General features: G+C 67.7%; 14 protein-coding genes. 5 read left to right on the top strand and 9 right to left on the bottom strand.

The genetic code is table 11. From position 1 onward, the window contains the following. Window positions 1-67: 67 nt before the first annotated feature. Window positions 68-1,033: a hypothetical protein gene (locus tag DESTE_RS17945; protein ID WP_035066546.1), complete on the top strand. Its 966-nt coding sequence runs from the start codon at window positions 68-70 to the stop codon at window positions 1,031-1,033. Between the two features lie 268 nt (window positions 1,034-1,301). On the opposite strand, the gene rlmN is transcribed toward DESTE_RS17945, so the two are convergent. The 3 genes from rlmN to DESTE_RS07475 all read right to left on the bottom strand — a co-directional run bounded on the left by rlmN (window position 1,302) and on the right by DESTE_RS07475 (window position 4,772). Further along, window positions 1,302-2,420 (bottom strand): dual-specificity RNA methyltransferase RlmN, encoded by a 1,119-nt coding sequence (rlmN, locus tag DESTE_RS07485; RefSeq protein ID WP_035066544.1) that lies wholly within the window; start codon window positions 2,418-2,420, stop codon window positions 1,302-1,304. 301 nt (window positions 2,421-2,721) lie between these two features. Continuing rightward, the gene (locus DESTE_RS07480; protein ID WP_035066542.1) at window positions 2,722-4,215 is read right to left on the bottom strand and encodes an MFS transporter; all 1,494 of its coding nucleotides are present in this window, start codon (window positions 4,213-4,215) and stop codon (window positions 2,722-2,724) included. Then, on the bottom strand, window positions 4,212-4,772 hold the full coding sequence (locus tag DESTE_RS07475; RefSeq protein WP_084559397.1) for a MarR family winged helix-turn-helix transcriptional regulator: 561 nt from the start codon (window positions 4,770-4,772) through the stop codon (window positions 4,212-4,214). The genes DESTE_RS07480 and DESTE_RS07475 overlap by 4 nt, the downstream gene beginning before the upstream one ends. 266 nt (window positions 4,773-5,038) lie before the next feature. Here DESTE_RS07475 and DESTE_RS07470 point away from each other — a divergent pair, with 266 nt between their 5' ends. Continuing rightward, on the top strand, window positions 5,039-5,860 hold the full coding sequence (locus DESTE_RS07470) for an acyl-[acyl-carrier-protein] thioesterase (protein ID WP_245590770.1): 822 nt from the start codon (window positions 5,039-5,041) through the stop codon (window positions 5,858-5,860). An 824-nt stretch (window positions 5,861-6,684) separates the two neighbouring features. Here the strand turns inward: DESTE_RS07470 and DESTE_RS07465 are convergent. The 4 genes from DESTE_RS07465 to DESTE_RS07450 all read right to left on the bottom strand — a co-directional run bounded on the left by DESTE_RS07465 (window position 6,685) and on the right by DESTE_RS07450 (window position 12,423). Next, window positions 6,685-8,010, bottom strand: a complete 1,326-nt coding sequence (locus DESTE_RS07465; protein WP_035066540.1) for an HD domain-containing protein — start codon at window positions 8,008-8,010, stop codon at window positions 6,685-6,687. Window positions 8,011-8,716: 706 nt separating this feature from the next. After that, complete coding sequence (locus DESTE_RS07460) at window positions 8,717-9,997, bottom strand: dihydroorotase (RefSeq protein ID WP_035066538.1); 1,281 nt, start codon at window positions 9,995-9,997, stop codon at window positions 8,717-8,719. Then, complete coding sequence (locus DESTE_RS07455; RefSeq protein WP_035066536.1) at window positions 9,994-10,971, bottom strand: aspartate carbamoyltransferase catalytic subunit; 978 nt, start codon at window positions 10,969-10,971, stop codon at window positions 9,994-9,996. The genes DESTE_RS07460 and DESTE_RS07455 overlap by 4 nt, the downstream gene beginning before the upstream one ends. A gap of 15 nt (window positions 10,972-10,986) precedes the next feature. Beyond that, window positions 10,987-12,423 carry an amidohydrolase family protein gene (locus tag DESTE_RS07450; protein ID WP_425411687.1) on the bottom strand — a complete coding sequence of 479 codons (1,437 nt, stop codon included), beginning with the start codon at window positions 12,421-12,423 and terminating at the stop codon, window positions 10,987-10,989. 325 nt (window positions 12,424-12,748) lie between these two features. On the opposite strand from DESTE_RS07450, the gene DESTE_RS07445 reads away from it, so the two are divergent. Next, window positions 12,749-13,702: a WcbI family polysaccharide biosynthesis putative acetyltransferase gene (locus DESTE_RS07445; RefSeq protein WP_035066531.1), complete on the top strand. Its 954-nt coding sequence runs from the start codon at window positions 12,749-12,751 to the stop codon at window positions 13,700-13,702. Between the two features lie 97 nt (window positions 13,703-13,799). Here DESTE_RS07445 and DESTE_RS07440 read toward each other — a convergent pair whose 3' ends face one another. After that, the gene (locus DESTE_RS07440) at window positions 13,800-14,621 is read right to left on the bottom strand and encodes an amidohydrolase family protein (protein ID WP_035066529.1); all 822 of its coding nucleotides are present in this window, start codon (window positions 14,619-14,621) and stop codon (window positions 13,800-13,802) included. A gap of 110 nt (window positions 14,622-14,731) precedes the next feature. Further along, window positions 14,732-15,142 carry an acyl-CoA thioesterase gene (locus DESTE_RS07435; protein WP_035066527.1) on the bottom strand — a complete coding sequence of 137 codons (411 nt, stop codon included), beginning with the start codon at window positions 15,140-15,142 and terminating at the stop codon, window positions 14,732-14,734. Window positions 15,143-15,328: 186 nt separating this feature from the next. Between DESTE_RS07435 and mltA the strand changes: the two genes are divergently transcribed. Beyond that, a complete protein-coding gene (gene mltA, locus DESTE_RS07430; protein ID WP_035066525.1) occupies window positions 15,329-16,576 on the top strand; it encodes a murein transglycosylase A in 1,248 nt (415 codons plus the stop codon). Between the two features lie 58 nt (window positions 16,577-16,634). Further along, the gene (locus DESTE_RS07425) at window positions 16,635-18,257 is read left to right on the top strand and encodes a sensor histidine kinase (protein ID WP_035066523.1); all 1,623 of its coding nucleotides are present in this window, start codon (window positions 16,635-16,637) and stop codon (window positions 18,255-18,257) included. The last annotated feature ends 23 nt before the right edge of the window (window positions 18,258-18,280 follow it).

Below are 18,280 nucleotides of genomic sequence, written 5' to 3'. Positions count from 1 at the left end.
TGCGGGCGGCAATGGCGCGGGGGGCTGCGCCGCCGATCACCGGCGGGACCGGTGGGTGGAGGTCTGCATGAGCACGGAACGGACGGCGGGGGGGATGCCCGCCGTGACAGTGGAGGATGCGCCCGACGCGCGCATCGGCCTTGCCGGAACGGACGGGGCGGCGGCAGCGCATCCTGATGAGCGACATCCGGATGTGCATGCACCGGTCGCCCACTGGCCAGATGAACGCCGTCAGGATGAACGCCATCAGGAAGATCGTCGCCGGGAAGATCGCCGTCAGGACGACCGGCGGCGCGAGGACCGGCAATTGCGTGCCGCATTGCCGTTGGCCGAGGAGGCTGCGCGGGCCACGGCGCATCGGGCGTTGCCCGATCAACTCGATGCGATAGCCACACAGAGCGAAGGTTCCACTACTGGTGGCGCCAGCGGTGCCGATGGCATCGTCAAGGCGCGTTGCTGCACCTGCGGCAGCCGAGATGTCTGGCTGCTGCATGACGGCGTGCTGCATCTGGTGGGGTGCCGCCGCTGCGGACGCACCGGGCCGGGGGCGCTTTCCGCGCCGCTGGCCGTGGAGGTGTGGAACAGCGCCGACGAATCCCGGTTCTGCCGGGGGCTGCCCCCCGACGCGGAAATGATGGCCCCCTGCGTGTGCGAGGCGCCGCCCCCCGACGCGGGCGTGGCGGTGTCGCACCCGGCCCACCTGCGCCCGCTGGGCAGCCAGGTCATGCCCGCCCCGGTGCGGGTGCACCGGCTGTCGCCATACGGCGTCCAGCTTTCCGGCCAGGGCGAGTCGCTGTGCCCGTGGCTGGAAGGCACGGAGGGCGCGCTGTGCGAACTGGCCTTGCCCATGGCAGACGGCAGGGGCTGGACCCTGTTCGCCCTGCGCGTGGAATCGGCCCGACGCGAAGATGACGAGCTTCTGGTGGGTGGCGCGTTCGTGCGGCAGGGAGATCGGCAGCGCGGCATGCTGGAACGGATGCTGGAGGTGGCGGCGGCGCGGGAAGTGGACGAGGCGCGCGCGGCAGCGCCGTGACCGTGCCCGCATGCCGTAACGCGCCGAGGTGATTGCCCGTGCCAGACCAGCCCGGCACGATTCGATCATCTTGGTCCGCGTCCGCCTTGCCCATCCGCTGCGGCGTACCCGATCATGTCCGTGCCACCGTGCGGCGCGTCCGGCATTCTTCTCCGCGCGTGGGTTTGGCGGACAGCGAACGGGTAACGAAAAAGCCCGGCCGAAAGGCCGGGCTTTTTCGCGTCGTGAATATGTGGCGTCGTTGGCACGGCCCCCGCTGCGGGCAGACTTATTCCGCGTCCTCGTCTTCGGGGCCTGCCGCGCCTTCCCCAGCTTCCGCCAGTTCCGCCAGTCCTGCCAGTTCCGAGGCCTTCAACTGGCCGCAGGCGGCCTTGATGTCCTGCCCCTTGCTCTTGCGGATGATGGCCGTGACGTTCTTGGACCACAGGTACTGCTCGAAGGCCAGGATGCGCGCCTGGCTGGGGGCTTCGTAGGGCAGCCCTTCCGCCGGGTTGTACACGATGAGGTTCAGCTTGGCCTTGGTGCGCGAGACAAGGCGCACCAGTTCGCGGGCATGGTCGATGGAATCGTTCACCCCGCCCAGCAGCAGGTATTCGAAGGTGATGCGTTCGCGCGTTTTCAGCGGGTACGATTCCAGCGCGGCCATCAGGTCGTCCAGGGTCCAGCGCGCCGCGCGGGGCATGATGCGCGCCCGCAGCTCCTGATTGGGCGCGTGCAGCGACACGGCCAGGAAGGCCAGTCCGCTTTCGCCCAGTTCGCGCAGACCTTTTTCGATGCCGCAGGTGGACACGGTGATGCGCCGGGGCGAGAAGCACAGCCCGAATTCGTCGTTGAGGGTGCGCAGCGAACGCATGACTTCGTTCAGGTTCAGCAGCGGTTCGCCCATGCCCATGAACACCAGGTTGCGCACGATGGGATGATCGGGCCGGTCGTCGCCCAGGTGTTCGCGCGCCACCAGCACCTGCCCGAGAATCTCGGCCATGGTCATGTTGCGCTCAAAGCCCATGCTGCCCGTGCTGCAAAAGGTGCAGCCCATGGCGCAGCCCACCTGGCAGGACAGGCACTGGGTCATGCGCACCTTGCCGTCGCGCGATTCGCTGGGAATCAGCACCGTTTCCACCAGCGCGCCGTCGGCCAGGGCCAGCAGGAATTTCACCGTGCCGTCGCTGCTGGTCTTCACGGTGCGGACTTCGGGCCAGGTGATGCGCGCCACCTCGGCCAGACGGGCGCGGGTGATCTTGGAAACGTTGGTCATGGCGTCGAAGGACCGGGCATTCTTCTGCCACAGCCACTGCCACACCTGACGGGCGCGAAAGCGCGGCTCGCCGAGTTCGTCGGTCATCCACGCTTCCAGTTCGTCGTAGGTCAGGTTCAGTATGTCGATCATGCTCGATGGGGGGCAAGGGTTGGGCCGCAAGGGCGGCATGACGGTATGGGTAAGCCCGCGCGGCGGGTTCGTCCAGTATGTGCGGCACGGATGCATGTGCACGGATGCGCGCCCCGCGAATGCGCGGGATGCAGGCGCGGCCCGCAGGCAATACAGCGGAACGGGCGCGAGGGGAAGCCCCCCACCCGTTCCGCCGGTTATTGAATCATGTCTGCCGCATTGACCGCGCCTGCTGCGCGATGGCGCGTGGCTGTCGTGAACAGGGCTGGCGCCAGATGGCGCCAGATGGCGTCAGATGGCGTCAGCGACCGCCGTCAGCCTTGCAGGGTGCATCGTCAGGGGCGTTGCCGGTTTGCGCCTGTCGCTTCCCCCGCACCCGTCCCACCGACAGCAGCACCCCCACCGCGCACAGCGCGCAGAAGGTCCACAGCGCCGTGCGCATGGAGGACAGAAAGCCCGGCAGGGTGTCCGCCGACACCGGCTGCCCGTCCATGAACACGGAAAACACGATGGTCACCACGATCATGGATGCCATCATGCCCAGGGTGCGCATGGTGCTGGTCATGCCGGATGCCACGCCCAGGTGGCGTGGCTCCACGCTGCCCACGATGGCGCTGGCATTGGGCGAGGCGAACAGGCCGTAGCCCACGCCCAGCAGCACCAGCACCACCACGGTGAGCGTGGTGGAGGTGTCCTGCCCGATGAACGCGGCCACGCCAAGGCCCACGGCGCACAGCACCATGCCTACGGTGGCCACCCGTTCGGCGGGAAAGCGGTCGGCCAGCCGCCCGCCGATGGGCGAAAGCACCATCTGGATCACCGGCTGGATGATCATCAGCAGGCCCGCGTCACTAGGGGTAAGCCCCCGCACGTATTGCAGGTACAGGCCCAGAAAGAACAGCACCCCGAAGGTGGAGGCGTAGTTGATGAGCGCGGACAGGCAACTGAGCGTGAACAGCCGGTTGCGCGACAGCAGGGTGACTTCCAGCAGCGGAAAGGGGGTGCGTGATTCCAGCCACAGGAACAGCCCGCCGCAGGCCAGTCCGCCCGCCAGCGCCCCCCAGGCCCATGTGCCCTCGTCCAGATGCGACGACCCCAGGGTAAGCAGCACGATGGCCCCGCCGTACACCAGGCTGCCGCGCAGGTCGAAGGGTTCCCCCTTGGCCGAGCGCCATTCGCCGCGCAGCCGCGTGAACACCAGCAGCAGCGCGGAGATGCCGAAGGGCAGCACCATCAGGAACACCCAGCGCCACCCGAAGTGGGTGGTCAGAAAACCCCCGATCAGCGGCCCGCACGAAATGCCCGCATAGGCCGCCGCCGAAACGATGCCGATGGCCCGGCCGCGCTCCTCGCGCGGGAATACATCGAGCATGATGGCGAAGCTGTTGGCCACGATCATGGCCGCGCCCATGCCCTGCAGAAAGCGCAGGCCGATGACCATGCGGATGGACTGCGACAGCGAGAGCACGGCGGTGATGGCGGTGAACAGCACAAGCCCGGCCAGAAACAGCCTGCGCCGCCCGAAGATGTCGCCAAGGCGGCCCATGATCAGCAGGAACACCGAAAGGGCCATGACGTAGGTGGTTTCCACCAGGCCCACCTGCATGGCCGTGGCGGCAAGGTCGCGCCCGATGGCGGGCAGCGATACGCCCACGGCGGACATCATCAGCGGCATGAGGATCATGGACGTGCTGACCACGAACAGCACCGCCCCGCGCGATACGGGCGCGGGTGCCGGGCGGGGCGTGGCGGCGCGGTGCGCCGGATCGCGGAAGGGGAAGGAGGCGGGGCTCATTGCGCGTCTCCACAGGCCGGGCCAGTCGGGCCAGTCGGGTATGTCGTGCCGGGGGTACCCGGTCTGTCCGTTCTTGCCTGTCTGCCCGATCTGGCCGGCCTGTCTGCCCGGCACGGGCGGCCCAACTCGGCCAGCACGTTGCCGATCATGCGGTCCAGAAAGCCCAGGGCCTGCTCGCGTTCATCGCCGGAGAATCCGCGCACCATGGTTTCCGTCAGTTCGCGCAGGGTGGCCAGAAAGGGGGTGCGAAGCGCTTCGGCTTGCGGGGTCAGGGTGATGACCAGTTGGCGGCGGTTGTGCGGGTTCACGGTGCGGGTCACCAGCCCGGCGGCTTCCAGCTTGGCCAGCGAGCGGGCTGCGGCACCCTTGTCGAAGTGCAGCTTTTCCGCCAGGTCTTCCTGCGATACGCCGTCGCCGCCCTGAAAGAGTTCGGCCAGAAAGGGTATCTGCCCCTTGCCTATTGGCCCCAGGGGGGTAATGCGCTCTATGGCCAGCAGCAGCACCAGGCGGCGCAGCTGGCCCACGCGGTAGGCGAAGGATGTGAATCTCTGTTCCATGCGAGACGTCCTATTGTTGCCGTTGCAACTGTTGAAGGGGCAACAGATAGGCGTGGGATCGTCGAGTGTCAAGGTGGGTGGGGGGTAGGATTTTCTTGTGGCGGCAAGGGCCGTCGGGCAGGCAGGGCGGTATTTTGGCACGGTATGGTCGTGCAAGGGGCGAGAACGGCAGTGGACTCCGGCGCGGCGCGGCGCTATGCCGTGGCGGTGCGACAGGGTTCACGCATCCGTCGCCGGACATTCGCCCACAGGACAAGGAGCCGTCCATGCTCAGCCACGATTCTTCCGCAAACCCTGCCCCTGCCGCCCCCGCCGATCTGCGCGTGCATCACGAAACCTTCCGGGTGCGCGGGTACGAGGTGGGGCCGGACGGCACCGTTTCCGCGCAGATCATCTGCGACTACCTGCAAGAGGCAGCCGGGGTGCACGCGGACAGGCTGGGGCTCTCGCTGGCGGCGCTGCACGAACAGGGGCAGGCGTGGGTGCTGGCGCGGCTTGCGGTGCAGGTGGAGCGCGCGCCGGCGGAGGGCGAGACGGTGACGGTGCGCACTTGGCCGTGCGGGGTGGAACGGCTGCAATTTCGGCGCGACTACCTGATGCTGGGGCAGGACGGGGCGGTGGTGGCGCGCGGGGCCTCGTTCTGGGTGGTCATCAACCTGGCCACCCGCAGGCCGGAGCGGATTCCCCCCACTGTGGCGGCCCTGTTGCCGGAAAATCCGCCACTGGCGCTGGATGGCGGACTGCTGGGCGACCGGCGGCCACCCGCAGCGGCGGAAGACGCCGCGCCGCTTTCCTCCCGGTTCTTCGCGGTGCGCCGGGCGGACATGGACCGCAACCGCCACGTGAACAACGTGCGCTACCTGGACTGGGCGCTGGAAGGCGTGCCGGACGAGGTGCAGGAGACATCCCGCCCGGTGTGGCTGGACATGCACTTCCGGGCCGAGACGGTGTACGGCGACACGGTGGAGGCGCAATGCCTGCCAGCGCCTGCCGATACGCCTGCGCCGGGTGCCGCCCGCTTCGTGCACATCCTTACCCGCAGTTCCGATGGCCGCGAGGTGGCGCGGGCGCTTACCGGCTGGCGGTGATGGCCACTTTCTGAAAGCGCCTTTCGCGCATGACCGGCCAGTCCAAACGACGCAACATACCACCGGGGGTGCATACGCGGTTGAGTTGCCGGGCGCAGAGCAGCCACTGACTGCCGGACGGGGGCAGTGTCGGTCCTGTTGCGGTTACATAATTTGGCGTTCTTCCGGAGCCGGGTTCTGCCTTATTCCCGTTTCATTCACCGACGAACTTTCGCGCGGATTGCGCCCGCAGGCGGAGAACGCCGCCGGAGGCCCTGCGACGGCGGAAGCTCCGGCGTTGCGGGTGCACCGCAGACCGACCAGAGGTACATGCAGAACCCGAACTAACGCCAAGACTTCGGGAGCTTCGCGCGCATTGGCGTCACCGGCGGCAGATCACCCGAAGGCGCCTTGCGCCGAAGGGAAGCTGCCGCCGCAGGGACGCCGCGCAGGATTACTGTCGATACACGCACGCCTCCAACCCTTTGCCATGCTAGCGGGAGTCGGACGCACATTCGTGTTCCGTCGGCAGATCACCCGAAGGCGCCCTGCGCCGGAGGGAAGCTGCCGACGAAAGAAACGCGGTGCAGGATGACCCGGGGTTCCAAGGGGCGCAGCCCCTGGAGCGCGGGGATGCAAGGGGCCGCCGCTCTGCGGCCCCTTGCCCGCCGGAGACATAACGAAATCAGGCGTTCACAACAGCGCACGACTGTCTTCGTAGAAGCCGCATCCAACAGGGCGCAACGTCCTCCTCTCCCCCCAACAAAAAACGGGGGAAGGAACCTTCGTCCCTTCCCCCGCATTTCTCTTCAACACGCGGCACCAGCCGCATTCCAATTCCGGCGCTAGCCGAAATTCTTCGCCTTGTACTCGCGCACGTAGTCCACGGCTTCGGGCACGCTGGTCACTTCGCCCGCCACCTGCGCCTTCAGCAGCGCATCGCGCAGCATGCCCACCTGGGGGCCGGGGTGCAGGCTGGTGAACTCCATGATCTCGTTGCCGTTCAGCAGGGGTTCCAGCATCTGCTCCGGCGTTTCGGCGCGCTCCAGGTACTTCATGTTGTGATTGAAGTAGGTGTAGCTGCCTTCGCGGGCTTTCAGGTCGGCCCGGGCCATCTCGATGAGCCGGGGGAATTCGTCCAGCGACTTGAAGCGGCGGATGCCCCGGTCGGTGAGCATGAAGTGGAAGCGCATGTGGTGGCGCACCAGATGGCACACCTGTTCCACGTCCTCCGGCGAGAAGTGCAGGCGGCGCAGCAGCTTGCGCGTTACCTTCGCACCCACGCGGTGGTGCTGGTAGAAGTTCCACTTACCGTCGAAGTATTCCGCCGTGTACAGTTTGCCCACGTCGTGGAACAGCATGGCGAAGGTGCCCAGCCAGTCGTAGTTGTATTCGCCTTCCGGGTAGTGGCGCACGCACTCGATGGTGTGGTCGAGCACGGTTTCTTCCACGCCCTCGTCATTGCGCTGCTGGCGCACGCGGGACAGGGCCGCCACTTCGGGCAGCAGGCCGTGCAGCACCTGCGAATCGAACAGCAGCCGGACGAACTTCCACATGCACTCGGCTTCCACCTTGCGCCACTCGTCCATGATGTCCGAGATGCGCACGTAGTCCAGCACGCGGCTGGCGGCGCGGATGATGGCGATCCACGAGTTGGGTTCGATGGGCAGGTCGAAGTTGGCGGCGAAGCGCATGGCCCGGATGACCAGCAGGTAGTTACGGCGCAGGGTTTCATCCGGAATGCCGCGCAGTTGCACCTTGCCCTTGGAGAAATCCTCGAAACCTTCGTACACGTCGCCGGTATGGGCGATGTACGGGCAGGCCAGGGCGGGGGGCATCTTGCCCTGTTCCTCCAGCACGCGCAGCATGCGCGGGGTGATGCGGGCCAGGGTATGTTCCGGGTGCGAGGATTCTTCGGTATCGGTGTGGTAGAAGCGGATCAGGGCTCCGCCTTCGCGCATGGTGGCCACCACGCCCTCTTCGTTGGAGCGCTCGAGGCTGGGGAAAAGCTTGCCGAGCTCTTCGTAGTCGGGCTCGCAGGCGATGTCGATTTCGGTTTCGCGGCCCTGCAGCAGTTCCTTCTGCAACTGCGCGTTGACCACGTAGGCGTCGTAGCCGTTGCGAAGGATGGCCTTGCAGATGGCTATGGCGTCCTTGAAAGGTTGGCTCATCCCTGTCCTCCTGAAAATGATGAAAAGCGCGCCCTCGGGCGCGGTGCCATCCGTGCATCACAGGCGCGGCCCGAAAAGTCAAGGTGGCTAGCTGTGACGGGGCGCGGGTGGTGGCCGTGAACCGGCTGACCGGTGGATGCGGGCCAGCCATGGCTGGCGGCACCGGATGGGGCAACACTGGGTGCGTGCGCACGGGAAGTGTGTCCGCCTGATTGTGCCAAAATGCACAAAAGTGGCGGAGGATGCAAGGGGGAGTGGGGTGGGGGCTATCGGGGGCGGGGGTAAGGGGTTGAGATAAAGGGAAGTGGAAAGGGTTGAGCGTTGTTGGGTACGGCTTCTACGAAGGCAGTCACGCCTCTTTGGCCACCCTCGATTTCGCTATGCCTCCGGCGGGCAGGGGGTGTTGTAACGAACACCCCCTGCACCCCCGCGTTCCAAGGGGCTGCGCCCCCCTGGAGCGCGGGGATGCAAGGGGCTATCGCTAAATGGCCCCTTGCCCGCCGGAGGCATAACGAAATCGGGCGAGGTCAAAAGGGCTGGCGTGTCTTCGTAGAAACCTCACCAATAAAGCACGACATCATCCCATCCCGCCGGAGGCATAACGAAATCGGGCGTGGTCAACAGGGCAGGACTGTATACGTAGAAGCCTTCCCAGTGGGGCACAACACTATTTCTCCCCGCCGGACACGGCCTTACCCCCGCCCCCCTACACCACCTTCACCCCGCCAAGCCACAACGCCTTCACCCTGCCCACCAGCTCCCGTCCCAGAAACGGCGTGTTCAGACTCTTCGAGTGCATGGTCTCGCGCGAAGGCACCCATTTCTCTTCCGGGTCCAGCAGAAAGAAATCCGCCGGGTCGCCCACGCCGAATCCGTTCACGGGCAGCCCGAATATCTTCCCAGGTTCCGTCGCCCACAGGCGGATCAAATCCGCCTCCGTCAGCACGCCTTCGCGTACCAACCCCCAGGTCAGGGCCACGGCGGTATCAAGGCCGGTGATGCCGTTGGGCGCCTCGTCCAGCGGGGTTTCCTTTTCGTGCGCGGCATGCGGGGCATGATCGGTGGCCAGGATGTCGATGACGCCGGATTGCACCGCCTCACGCAGGGCGGCTACGTCGTCGTCGGTGCGAAGGGGCGGGTTGACCTTGGCCTTGGTGTCGTAGCCCAGCAGTTCCCTGTCGGTCAGCAGCAGGTAGTGGGGGCAGGTTTCCGCCGTTACCGGCACGCCGCGCTGCTTGGCCCAGGCGATCAGCTCCACGGAGCGGCGGCACGAGATATGCGCAAGGTGAATGGGCAGCTTCAGGTAGTCGGCCAGCAGGATGTCGCGCGCAACGTGCAGCGCCTCGCCGATGTCCGGCTGGCCCTTCACCCCTATGCGCCCGCTGGTTTCGCCCTCGTTCATGTGCGCGCCCTTGGCCAGGTACGGGTCTTCGCAGTGGTCGATGACCACCTTGCCCTGATCGGCGGCATATTCCACGCAGCGGCGGAACATTTCGGTATCCGGTACGGGCGCGCCGTCGTTGGAAAAGGCCACGCAGCCCGCCTCGGCCAGTTCGGCCAGCGGAGCAAGCTCCGTGCCCTTCAGCCCCACCGTGGCCGCGCCGATGGGGTACAGGCGCGGGCCGTGCGGCCAGTGGCGGCGGGCGGTGTCGATCATGTCGCGGGTGATGGAGGCGTCGTCGTTGACCGGCCTGGTGTTGGCCATGCACAGCACGGCCCCGAACCCGCCGTGGGCGGCTGCCGCAAGTCCGCTGGCGATGTCTTCCTTGTACTCCTGCCCCGGCTCGCGCATGTGGGTGTGCGCGTCGATGAAGGCCGGGAACAGCACCATGCCCTTGGCGTCGATGTTCTCCGCCCCGGCGGGGGCGCTGCCCGCGCCGCTGTCCGTCACGGACGCGATGCGCCCGTCGGCCACGGCAACATCCACCATGCGCCCCAGCAGGCGGGCATTGCGAAGGAACAGGGAAGGGGAAGTGGTGGCGGTCATGCGCGGCCTCCGTTGTCGGCGGTCTGCTCTATGCCGGTGCGGGTGGCGAGCAGGAAAAGGATTGCCATGCGCGTGGCCACGCCTGCGGCCACCTGGTCAAGGACCAGGCTTTCGGGCGAATCGGCCAGCACGGACGAGATTTCCAGCCCCCGGTTCATGGGGCCGGGGTGCAGCACCCGCGCGCCCGGCGCGGCCATGGCCAGATGCCGGGGCGACAGGCAGAACCGTTGCGCGTATTCACGCAGGTCGGGCAGCAGGCCCGCCTGCTGGCGTTCCAGTTGCAGGCGCAGGCACATCACCGCGTCCGCGCCCTGCACGGCGTCGTCCAGCCGGTTGAAGATGGTCACCGGCCAGTTGTGCACCCCGGCGGACAGCAGGGTGCGCGGCGCGCACAGCCGTACCTTTACCCCCAGCGACGAGAGCAGGTGCACGTTGGAGCGGGCCACCCGGCTGTGCGCGATATCCCCAAGGATGAGCAGGGTGCGCCCCTCGAAGGTGTCGCCCCAGACCTGGCGCAGCGAATAGCAGTCCAGCAGGGCCTGGGTGGGGTGGGCGTGCCAGCCGTCGCCCGCGTTGACCACAGAGCAGTCCAGCCGTTCGGCCAGAAACTGCGCCGCGCCGCTGGACGAGTGGCGGATGACGATGATGTCCGGCGTCATGGCCTGCAAGGTGAGCGCGGTATCCTTCAGGCTTTCGCCCTTGGACAGGCTGGACCCGCTCTTGGCCAGCGAGAAGGTGTCGGCGGAAAGCCGCTTGCCCGCCACGTCGAACGAGGTCTTGGTGCGGGTGCTCGGCTCCGCGAAGAACAGCACCACGCTCTTGCCCTTCAGGGTGGGCACCTTTTTCACGGGGCGGCGGTTGATGTCGTGAAACTGGGCCGCCGTGTCCAGCAGGTGGAACAGCTCTGCCCGTGTCAGCTGGGTGACGTCCAGCAGGTCCTTGTGGGGCCACGTGGGGCGTTGTGCGTGCTGCATGTGGGTGTGTGGGGGTTACGGGGTTGTCCCCAGTGCTTGGGAGAAATCTTGGGGCAGCAGGGCCAGTCGCGCGCGGTGGCCCGGAACGATGGCGCCGATGTCGCCCCGGCCCAGGGCGGATGCGCCGCCCACGGTCAGCAGGCGCAGCAGGGCGGCGGCGGGCAGGTCGTGCCCGGCTGGCAGGTCGCGCAGGGCGCGGGCCTCGTTCCACAGGTCCAGGTCGTGGTTCGAGGCCAGACTGTCGGTGCCCAGGCACAGCGGCGCGCCCGCTTCGGCCAGGGCGCGGGCCGGGGCCGTGCCCACGTTGATGGCTGCGTTGGAGCGGGGGCACAGGCAGACGTGCGCGCCCGATTCGGCCAGCAGGCGGATGTCCGCCGCGTCCAGGTGCACGCAGTGCACAGCCAGGGTGCCTTCGTCCAGCAGGCCGAGTTCGGCGGCATAGGGCACGGGGCGCATGCCCGGCGCGGCAAAACCCGGCGGCAGCACGCGCACGGCCAGCAGGTCGGCCAGCGCGCCGCGCCCGGTGGTCAGGAATTCCACCTCGTCCGGGTGTTCGGCCAGATGCAGGGAAAAGACACGGTGGTTGCGCTCGCACCAGCGGCGGGCGGCGGCCATGGCCACTGGATGAGTGGAGTACAGGGCATGTCCGGCCAGCGCGGCGTCCGGGTGGATGGGGAAGGGCGCGTTGGTGGCAGGGAATGCTCCCGGCGGGCCGGAAAGAGCGATATCCTCCGCAGTCAGATCGGACGCCAGTTCCGCCATGGCGCGCGGCCACAGGGCGGCGGTGTCTGCCGGGGCTGCCGGTTCTCCGTCGGGAGTGGTGAAACGGTAGCCGAACACTTCCGCGAAGTGCGAGCAGCCGATGGACGCGGCCTGCATGGCCCGGCGCACGGCGGCGGGGGCTACGGCGGTGATGTCGCCCACGTGGGCTGTGTGGCAGGCCGCAAGCTGGCGGGCGGCTTCGGTCAGCGCGGCGGCGCGAACTTCCGGAGGCGTGTCGGCCCCGGCAAGCGGCAACAGACTTTTTACCCATGGCACGAAGCCGCCGCCCAGCACGGTGCGCCCGGCCAGGTGCGAGAGTTCGAGATGGGTGTGGCAGTTGACCACGCCGGGCGTCAGGGTGACGGCGCCAAGGTCGGTCAGAGGCACGCCCGCGCGGCGGCGGAAGGCCTCCATGGGCTCCACGGCCTCGATGACCCCGCCGCGCAGCCCGGAGAGCATGCGGGCCGCGTCATCCGCGCAATCAGGGGCATCCGCGCCAGCAGGAACATTCGTGCCATCAGGGACATCCACGTCGGACGGCGTGGCGCACGCGCCGTCCAAGAAAACGCCCCGGATCACAACGACATGGTCGTCGAGAACACGGGGCGGCGAAAACAGGTCGCGCGGGTCTCGTGACGGACCCTCACCTGCGAGGGGTATGACGCGTCGCGCGCGGACGGCGATGAGCATTGTCTGTACGGGGGGTTGGGTGTACAAGCCGGGCACAGTGGCTCCCGGCACTTGGGGCATGTCATTGGACGCATGCCCACAAGATAGTGTTCCACAATCGGGGGGGGATGTAAAGAAAACGGGCGCCCCCGCCGAACAGTTGATGACGGATGGCCCTTTCCGGACATTCATGCCCGGTAGTCACCCTGCCTGCCGCTGTCTGTCCCTGACTGGCCTTGTTTGTCCTTGGTTGCCCTTGGTTGACGGTCCGTCCGATTCCGCAGTCCCGCGCATTCCGGGGGCACCCGCCCCGCAACCCCAGCCGCTTGTCCTCGCACAGATTCCCATGACCACACCGCACCGCAGCCTTTGCCTCATCCACGCCAACTGCCAGGGCGACCCGCTGGCGAAGCTTCTGGCCGCCTCGCCGCAGTTTGCCGCGCGCTACGAAATCCGCCGGTACACCAACTATCTGCGCGAGCGCGTGGCCCCCGCCGAACTTTCCGGCTGCGAACTGTTCCTGTACCAGCATCTGGGCGAAAAGTGGGACGACCACGCCTCTGACCGGCTGCTGGCCATGGTCAACCCGGCGGCGCGGGTGCTGCGCCTGCCCAACATGCTGTTCACGGGCTACTGGCCGTTCTGGACCAACAAGAGTCCCATGGATTTCGGCGATGCGTTCCTGGACCGGCTGGTATCCATGGGCCTTGGCATGACGGAAATCCTGCACGTGTACCTGCATGGCGACATCGCGGCCAAGTATGACCTGGACGCCATGCTGCGCGCATCGCTGGATGTGGAGCGGGACAAGGAACGCGGAGCGGGCGTGGCGGCAGACGCGGAAGGGGACCGGGGTAAGGTGGGGGGCCATGGCGTTGACCGGGGCCATGAAGGTCAGGGTAATGACGCAGCCGGGCATGTACTGCCGGGCGGCATCCCCGCCGTGGTGGCCCCCACGGTGGAACTGGTGAAGTCCCTGTGGAAGCAGGAGCGGCTGTTCGCCACCATCAACCACCCCAACCGGCGGCTGGTTCTGCACGTGGCGGAAGGCGTGCTGGCGGCGCTGGGCATGGACCCGCTGCCCCCGGCGGTACGCGACGGCTTCACCGACCCGTACCCGGAATTCGAGCTGCCCATCCACCCGCAGGTGGCCGCCCATCACGGGCTGAGCTTTGGCGGGGCGGAGGCCACGTACAACATCTACGGGCGGCGCATGACCTTCGAGGATTACGTGCGCCGTTACGCGGACTGCCGTCTGCGCGGCATCGACAATTTCATCGGATACCTGCAGCTGGTGTAGACGCGTGCGCCCACGGCATTGTCTGCCGGTGAGACGCCCGACGTGCCGCCCGGCGCGTTACCAGATGTGCCGCCTGCCGTGCCGTCGTGCCTCGCAGCTATGCGGAAGGCGCGGCGGCGTTCGTTTGCCCGTTGAGCCCCAGCAGGGTGGCCGCGCTGGACAGCAGCACCTCGATCTCGCCGTCGGAAAGGTCCAGCCGCCGTTGCAGACGGTGGCATTCGTCGGCGGGGTCGAACAGCGGGTAGTCGCTGCCGAACAGGATGCGCTCGCGGTCGTGCCGGTCGAAGATGGCGCGCAAGGTGGCGTCGTCGATGAACGAGAGGCTGCTGGAGGTGTCCATCCACACCTCGCGGCCCACCAGCGCTTCCAGCGCGTACTTCCAGTGCAGGTAACCGCCAAGGTGCGCGGCGATGAACCGGGCGCGCGGAAAGGCATCCAGCAGGGCGGCCAGCTTGTACGGGCAGGAGGGGTTTTCCGCCGGGGGCAGCTTGTCGCCGATGTGGCACATGAACACGAAGTCGTCCTGCGCCGCCTCGATGATGGGCAACAGGCGCGGGTCGTCCAGACGGAAGCCCTGGAATTCCGGGTGCAGCTTCAGCCCCCGGATGCCTGCGGCGCGCAGCCGGTCCAACTGGTGTTCCCAGTCCTGATATTCCGGGTGCACGGTGCCGAAGGCCACCACTTCCGGGTGGTGGCGCTGCAATTCCACGGCAAAGGCATTGGCGGGCACCACCTGCGCGGCGGCGGTGGCGGCGCAGTGCACCACCACGCCGTCCAGCCCGGCACGTTTGGCGCGGGGCAGCAGATCTTCCACCACGCCTTCGCCCACGGGCGAGATGCCGTAATGCGATTCCAGCTGTTGCAGGACCTTGGACGCGATCTTGGGATGGAAAGCGTGGGTGTGGACGTCGAGGAACATGGGCCTTGCCCTACGCCCGGTCCACTGACCAGTCAAGCGAGCAGGCACATTCATCGTGTGAAGTGCATGCAGTTGTGCGCCGTATTTCGCGTGAGTGCCCGAATGGCCCGTTATTTCAACAGGTCTTTCAGCCAGTCGGGCACCGGTACCGGCTTGCCTTGCGGGTTGACGCAGGCATGCTGGGTCATGCCGTCGGCAAGCAACCTGTTGCGTCCCTCGTCCCGAATCTCGTACACGAAGGTCAGCGAGGCGCGGCCCCATTCGCTGATGCCCGCGCGCACCTGGATCAGGTCGTCGAATTTGGCCGGGCTGCGGTAGCGGCAGCGTGCCTCGCGCACCGGCAGGATGATGCCGCGCTCTTCCACGGTGGCATAGCCCATGCCCCGCGAGCGGATGAATTCGCTGCGGGCGCGTTCGAAGAAGTGCAGGTATTCCGCGTAGTACACAACGCCCATCATGTCCGTTTCACCGTAGGACACGCGATGGGCCAACCAGATTTCCGGCACGGGAAAGCCGTCCATATGTTTCGCAACCTCCTGCCGCGTGGCGCGGTGTGTCGATTCGTACGCCATTTTGGCGTGAAAGCCAAAGCCGTGCGCGGCCTGTCCTGCTCCATGGGCTCGCACGTGTCCATTGTGTCATCCGCTGTTTCCTCTGCCGTCTTATCCGCTGCCGCATCCGGCCCATCTGCATTCGGGGGGGCCTGTGTGCCTGCATGCGCCCGCGCCGCCGGGGCGCTGCTGCTGGCGCTGGTCATTTCCGGTTGCGCCGCGCATGCTCCCCGGATTGCGGTCCCCGAGCCGGAAATCCCCACTACGGCGCAGGCCCCCGCACCGGCGCGTCCGGCCCTGTCGCTGCCGCCGCTGCCCGCCTACACCGAAGCCGCGCCCGACGAGATCCGCGCCGCCATCGCGGCCATGGACCCGCGCAGCCAGGGGCTTGCCTCGTGGAACGACCTTGCCCCGGCCCTGACCCAAAGCCTTTCCTACATGGCCACCCGCCCCGCCGGAGGCGTGGCGCTGGACCGCATGGGACTGCGCGTGACCAACGCGGACTTCATGGCCGCCCTGCGCCAGCTGTCCGGCCTGTTGCCCCAACTGGACGCCAATCCCGGCCTGCTGGCCCAGCGGTTTCGCTGGCTGCGCGTGGACACCGCCTGGACCGGCTACTACGAGCCGGTGCTGCGCGCCAGCCGCACCCCCGCGCCCGGCTATACGCACCCCATCTACCGCACCCCGCCGGACATGCGCGTGACGGAAGTGACCGGCTCCGGTTCCGGCAAACAGCGCATGACCTACCGGGTGGTGAACGGCCCCAAGGGGCGCGTGCTGCGGCCCTATTACGACCGTGCGGAAATCGACGCCGGTGCGTTGCGCGGCAAGGGGCTGGAACTGGCCTGGGCGGCGGACCCCGTGGACGTGTACATCCTGCAGGTGCAGGGTTCCGGCAGGGTCCGCTTTACCGACGGCAGCGAAGCCCGCGTGCTGTACGCCGCGCAGAACGGGCGGCCCTACGTGTCCATCGGGCGCATCCTGAAGGAACGGGGCGAGCTGCCGCCCGACGGGGTGAACATGCCCGCCATCCGCCAGTGGCTGGAAAGTCACCCCGCGCAGGCGCGGGAACTCATGAACACCAACCCCAGCTACGTCTTTTTCCGGATGGAGGAAGGCAGCGCCAGCGGTCCGCTGGGGTGCACGGGCAGGCCGCTGACCCCATGGGTAAGCCTGGCCACCGACCGTTCCGTGCTGCCATCCGGCGCGCTGGTGGCCTTTTCCGCCCCGGTGCCGCAACCGGCAGGCGGCGGCGCGGTGACCGGCCTTGGCCTTGCGCAGGATACCGGCGGGGCCATCAAGGGCTATCGCATCGACCTGTTCTGCGGCGCGGGCGACCGTGCGGCCGCCGTGGCCGGACATCTCGATGCGCCGGGGCCAGCGTGGTTGCTGCTGCCCCGCTAGGGGCTGTCCAGACGGTCCTTTCGCCCGGCCTCGCGCGGAAACAGCTTCAGGAGATCGCATGGACCCTCGCCAACCCGCGGAACGCATTCCTTCCATCCTGGTGGTGGACGACGACCCGGTGGCCCGCACCGCCGTATGCGGCTATCTGCGCGAGGCGGGCTATGCCGTGCGCGAGGCGGACGGCGGGGCCGACGCGCTGACGCTGTTCGACGAACGCGGCTCAGACGCGGTGCTGCTGGACTGGCGCATGCCCGGCAAGAGCGGGGCCGAGGTGCTGCCCCGCATTGCCGCGCAGGATCCCACGGTGCCGGTCATCGTGGTGTCCGGCACCAGCGAGGTGCGGGAACTGGCGCGGGCCCTGCGTCTTGGCGCGTGGGACTTCGTGATCAAGCCCATCGAGGACATGGCCGTGCTCGACCGGGCGCTGGTGCGCTGCCTGCTGCGGGCCGAACTGCTGCGCGAACAGGGGCGCCGCCGCGAAACGCTGGAAGACCTGGTGCGCCGCCGCACCGAGGATCTGGAAGACGCCAACCGCCGCCTGCGCCGCGAAATTGCCGAGCGCAGGGAATTCGAACGGGCCCTGGCGGAAAGCGAGCAACGCTTCCGCCAGTTGATGGAGAACACCAGCGAGGTGTTCTGGGTGCGCGATCTGGTCCGTGACCGGCTGCTGTATCTTTCTCCGGCCTACGAAACGGTCTGGGGGCGTCCGGTGCGGGACGCCATGCAGGTGCACGGCACGGCCATGGAAACCGTGCACCCCGATGATCGCCAGGGCCTGCGTGCCGCCATGTCGGGCATCGCCACCTCGGCCACGCCGGTGGATGCGGAGTTCCGCATCGTACGGCCCGACGGCGGGGTACGCTGGGTGCATGCCCGGGCCTTTCCCGTGCGCGACGGTGACGGCAACGTCTACCGCGTGGCTGGTGTGGCCGAGGACGTCACGGCCCGCCGCGCGGCGGAGGAAGGCATACGCGCCTCGCTGCGCGAAAAGGAAATCCTGCTGCGCGAGGTGCACCACAGGGTCAAGAACAACCTGCAACTCATCGTCAGCCTGCTGAACCTGCAGGCCGCCTATGCCGACGGTGCCGCCGACCGCGAGCGGTTCATCGAAAGCCGCAACCGCGTGGCCTCCATGGCCCTGGCGCACGAGGAACTGTATCGCGCCAACGACCTGGCCAGCGTCAACGTGGCCGACTACGTGGAGCGGCTGGCGCGCAAGCTGGTGCTGTCGTCGGTGGATGCCGAGGTGGAACTGGCGCTGGAGCTGCCGCCACTGTTCCTGCCGGTGTCGGCGGCCATCCCCTGCGGGCTGATTCTCAACGAACTGGTCACCAACGCCATCAAACATGCCTTCCCCAGCCGTGATGCGGGGCGCATCTCCATTGCCGCCCGGCGCAAGGGGCGGCAGGTGGAAGTGCACGTCACCGACGATGGCGTGGGGCTGCCGGAAGGCTTCGACCCCGCCGGTGGCACGACACTGGGCATGCAACTGGTGGGCAGCCTGGTGGCCCAACTCGGGGGGCGGCTGGAGGTGATATCCGGCCTTGCGGGCGCCAGTTTCGTGGTGCGCTTCGAGGAAAGCGAGGCCGAGCCGTACGGGGCGGACGCGTCCGATGCCGCCAGCGCGTTGGCGGGTGGGCCGGGGCTGGCTGGCGCGTTCATCGCCCCCAACGACGAGTAGTGCTTCGCCAGACAGCCGGACTG

The organism is Nitratidesulfovibrio termitidis HI1 (assembly GCF_000504305.1).
Lineage (GTDB): Bacteria > Desulfobacterota > Desulfovibrionia > Desulfovibrionales > Desulfovibrionaceae > Cupidesulfovibrio > Cupidesulfovibrio termitidis.
Note: the sequence above shows the minus strand (reverse complement) of the source record. Positions and strands in the feature narration are given on the sequence as shown.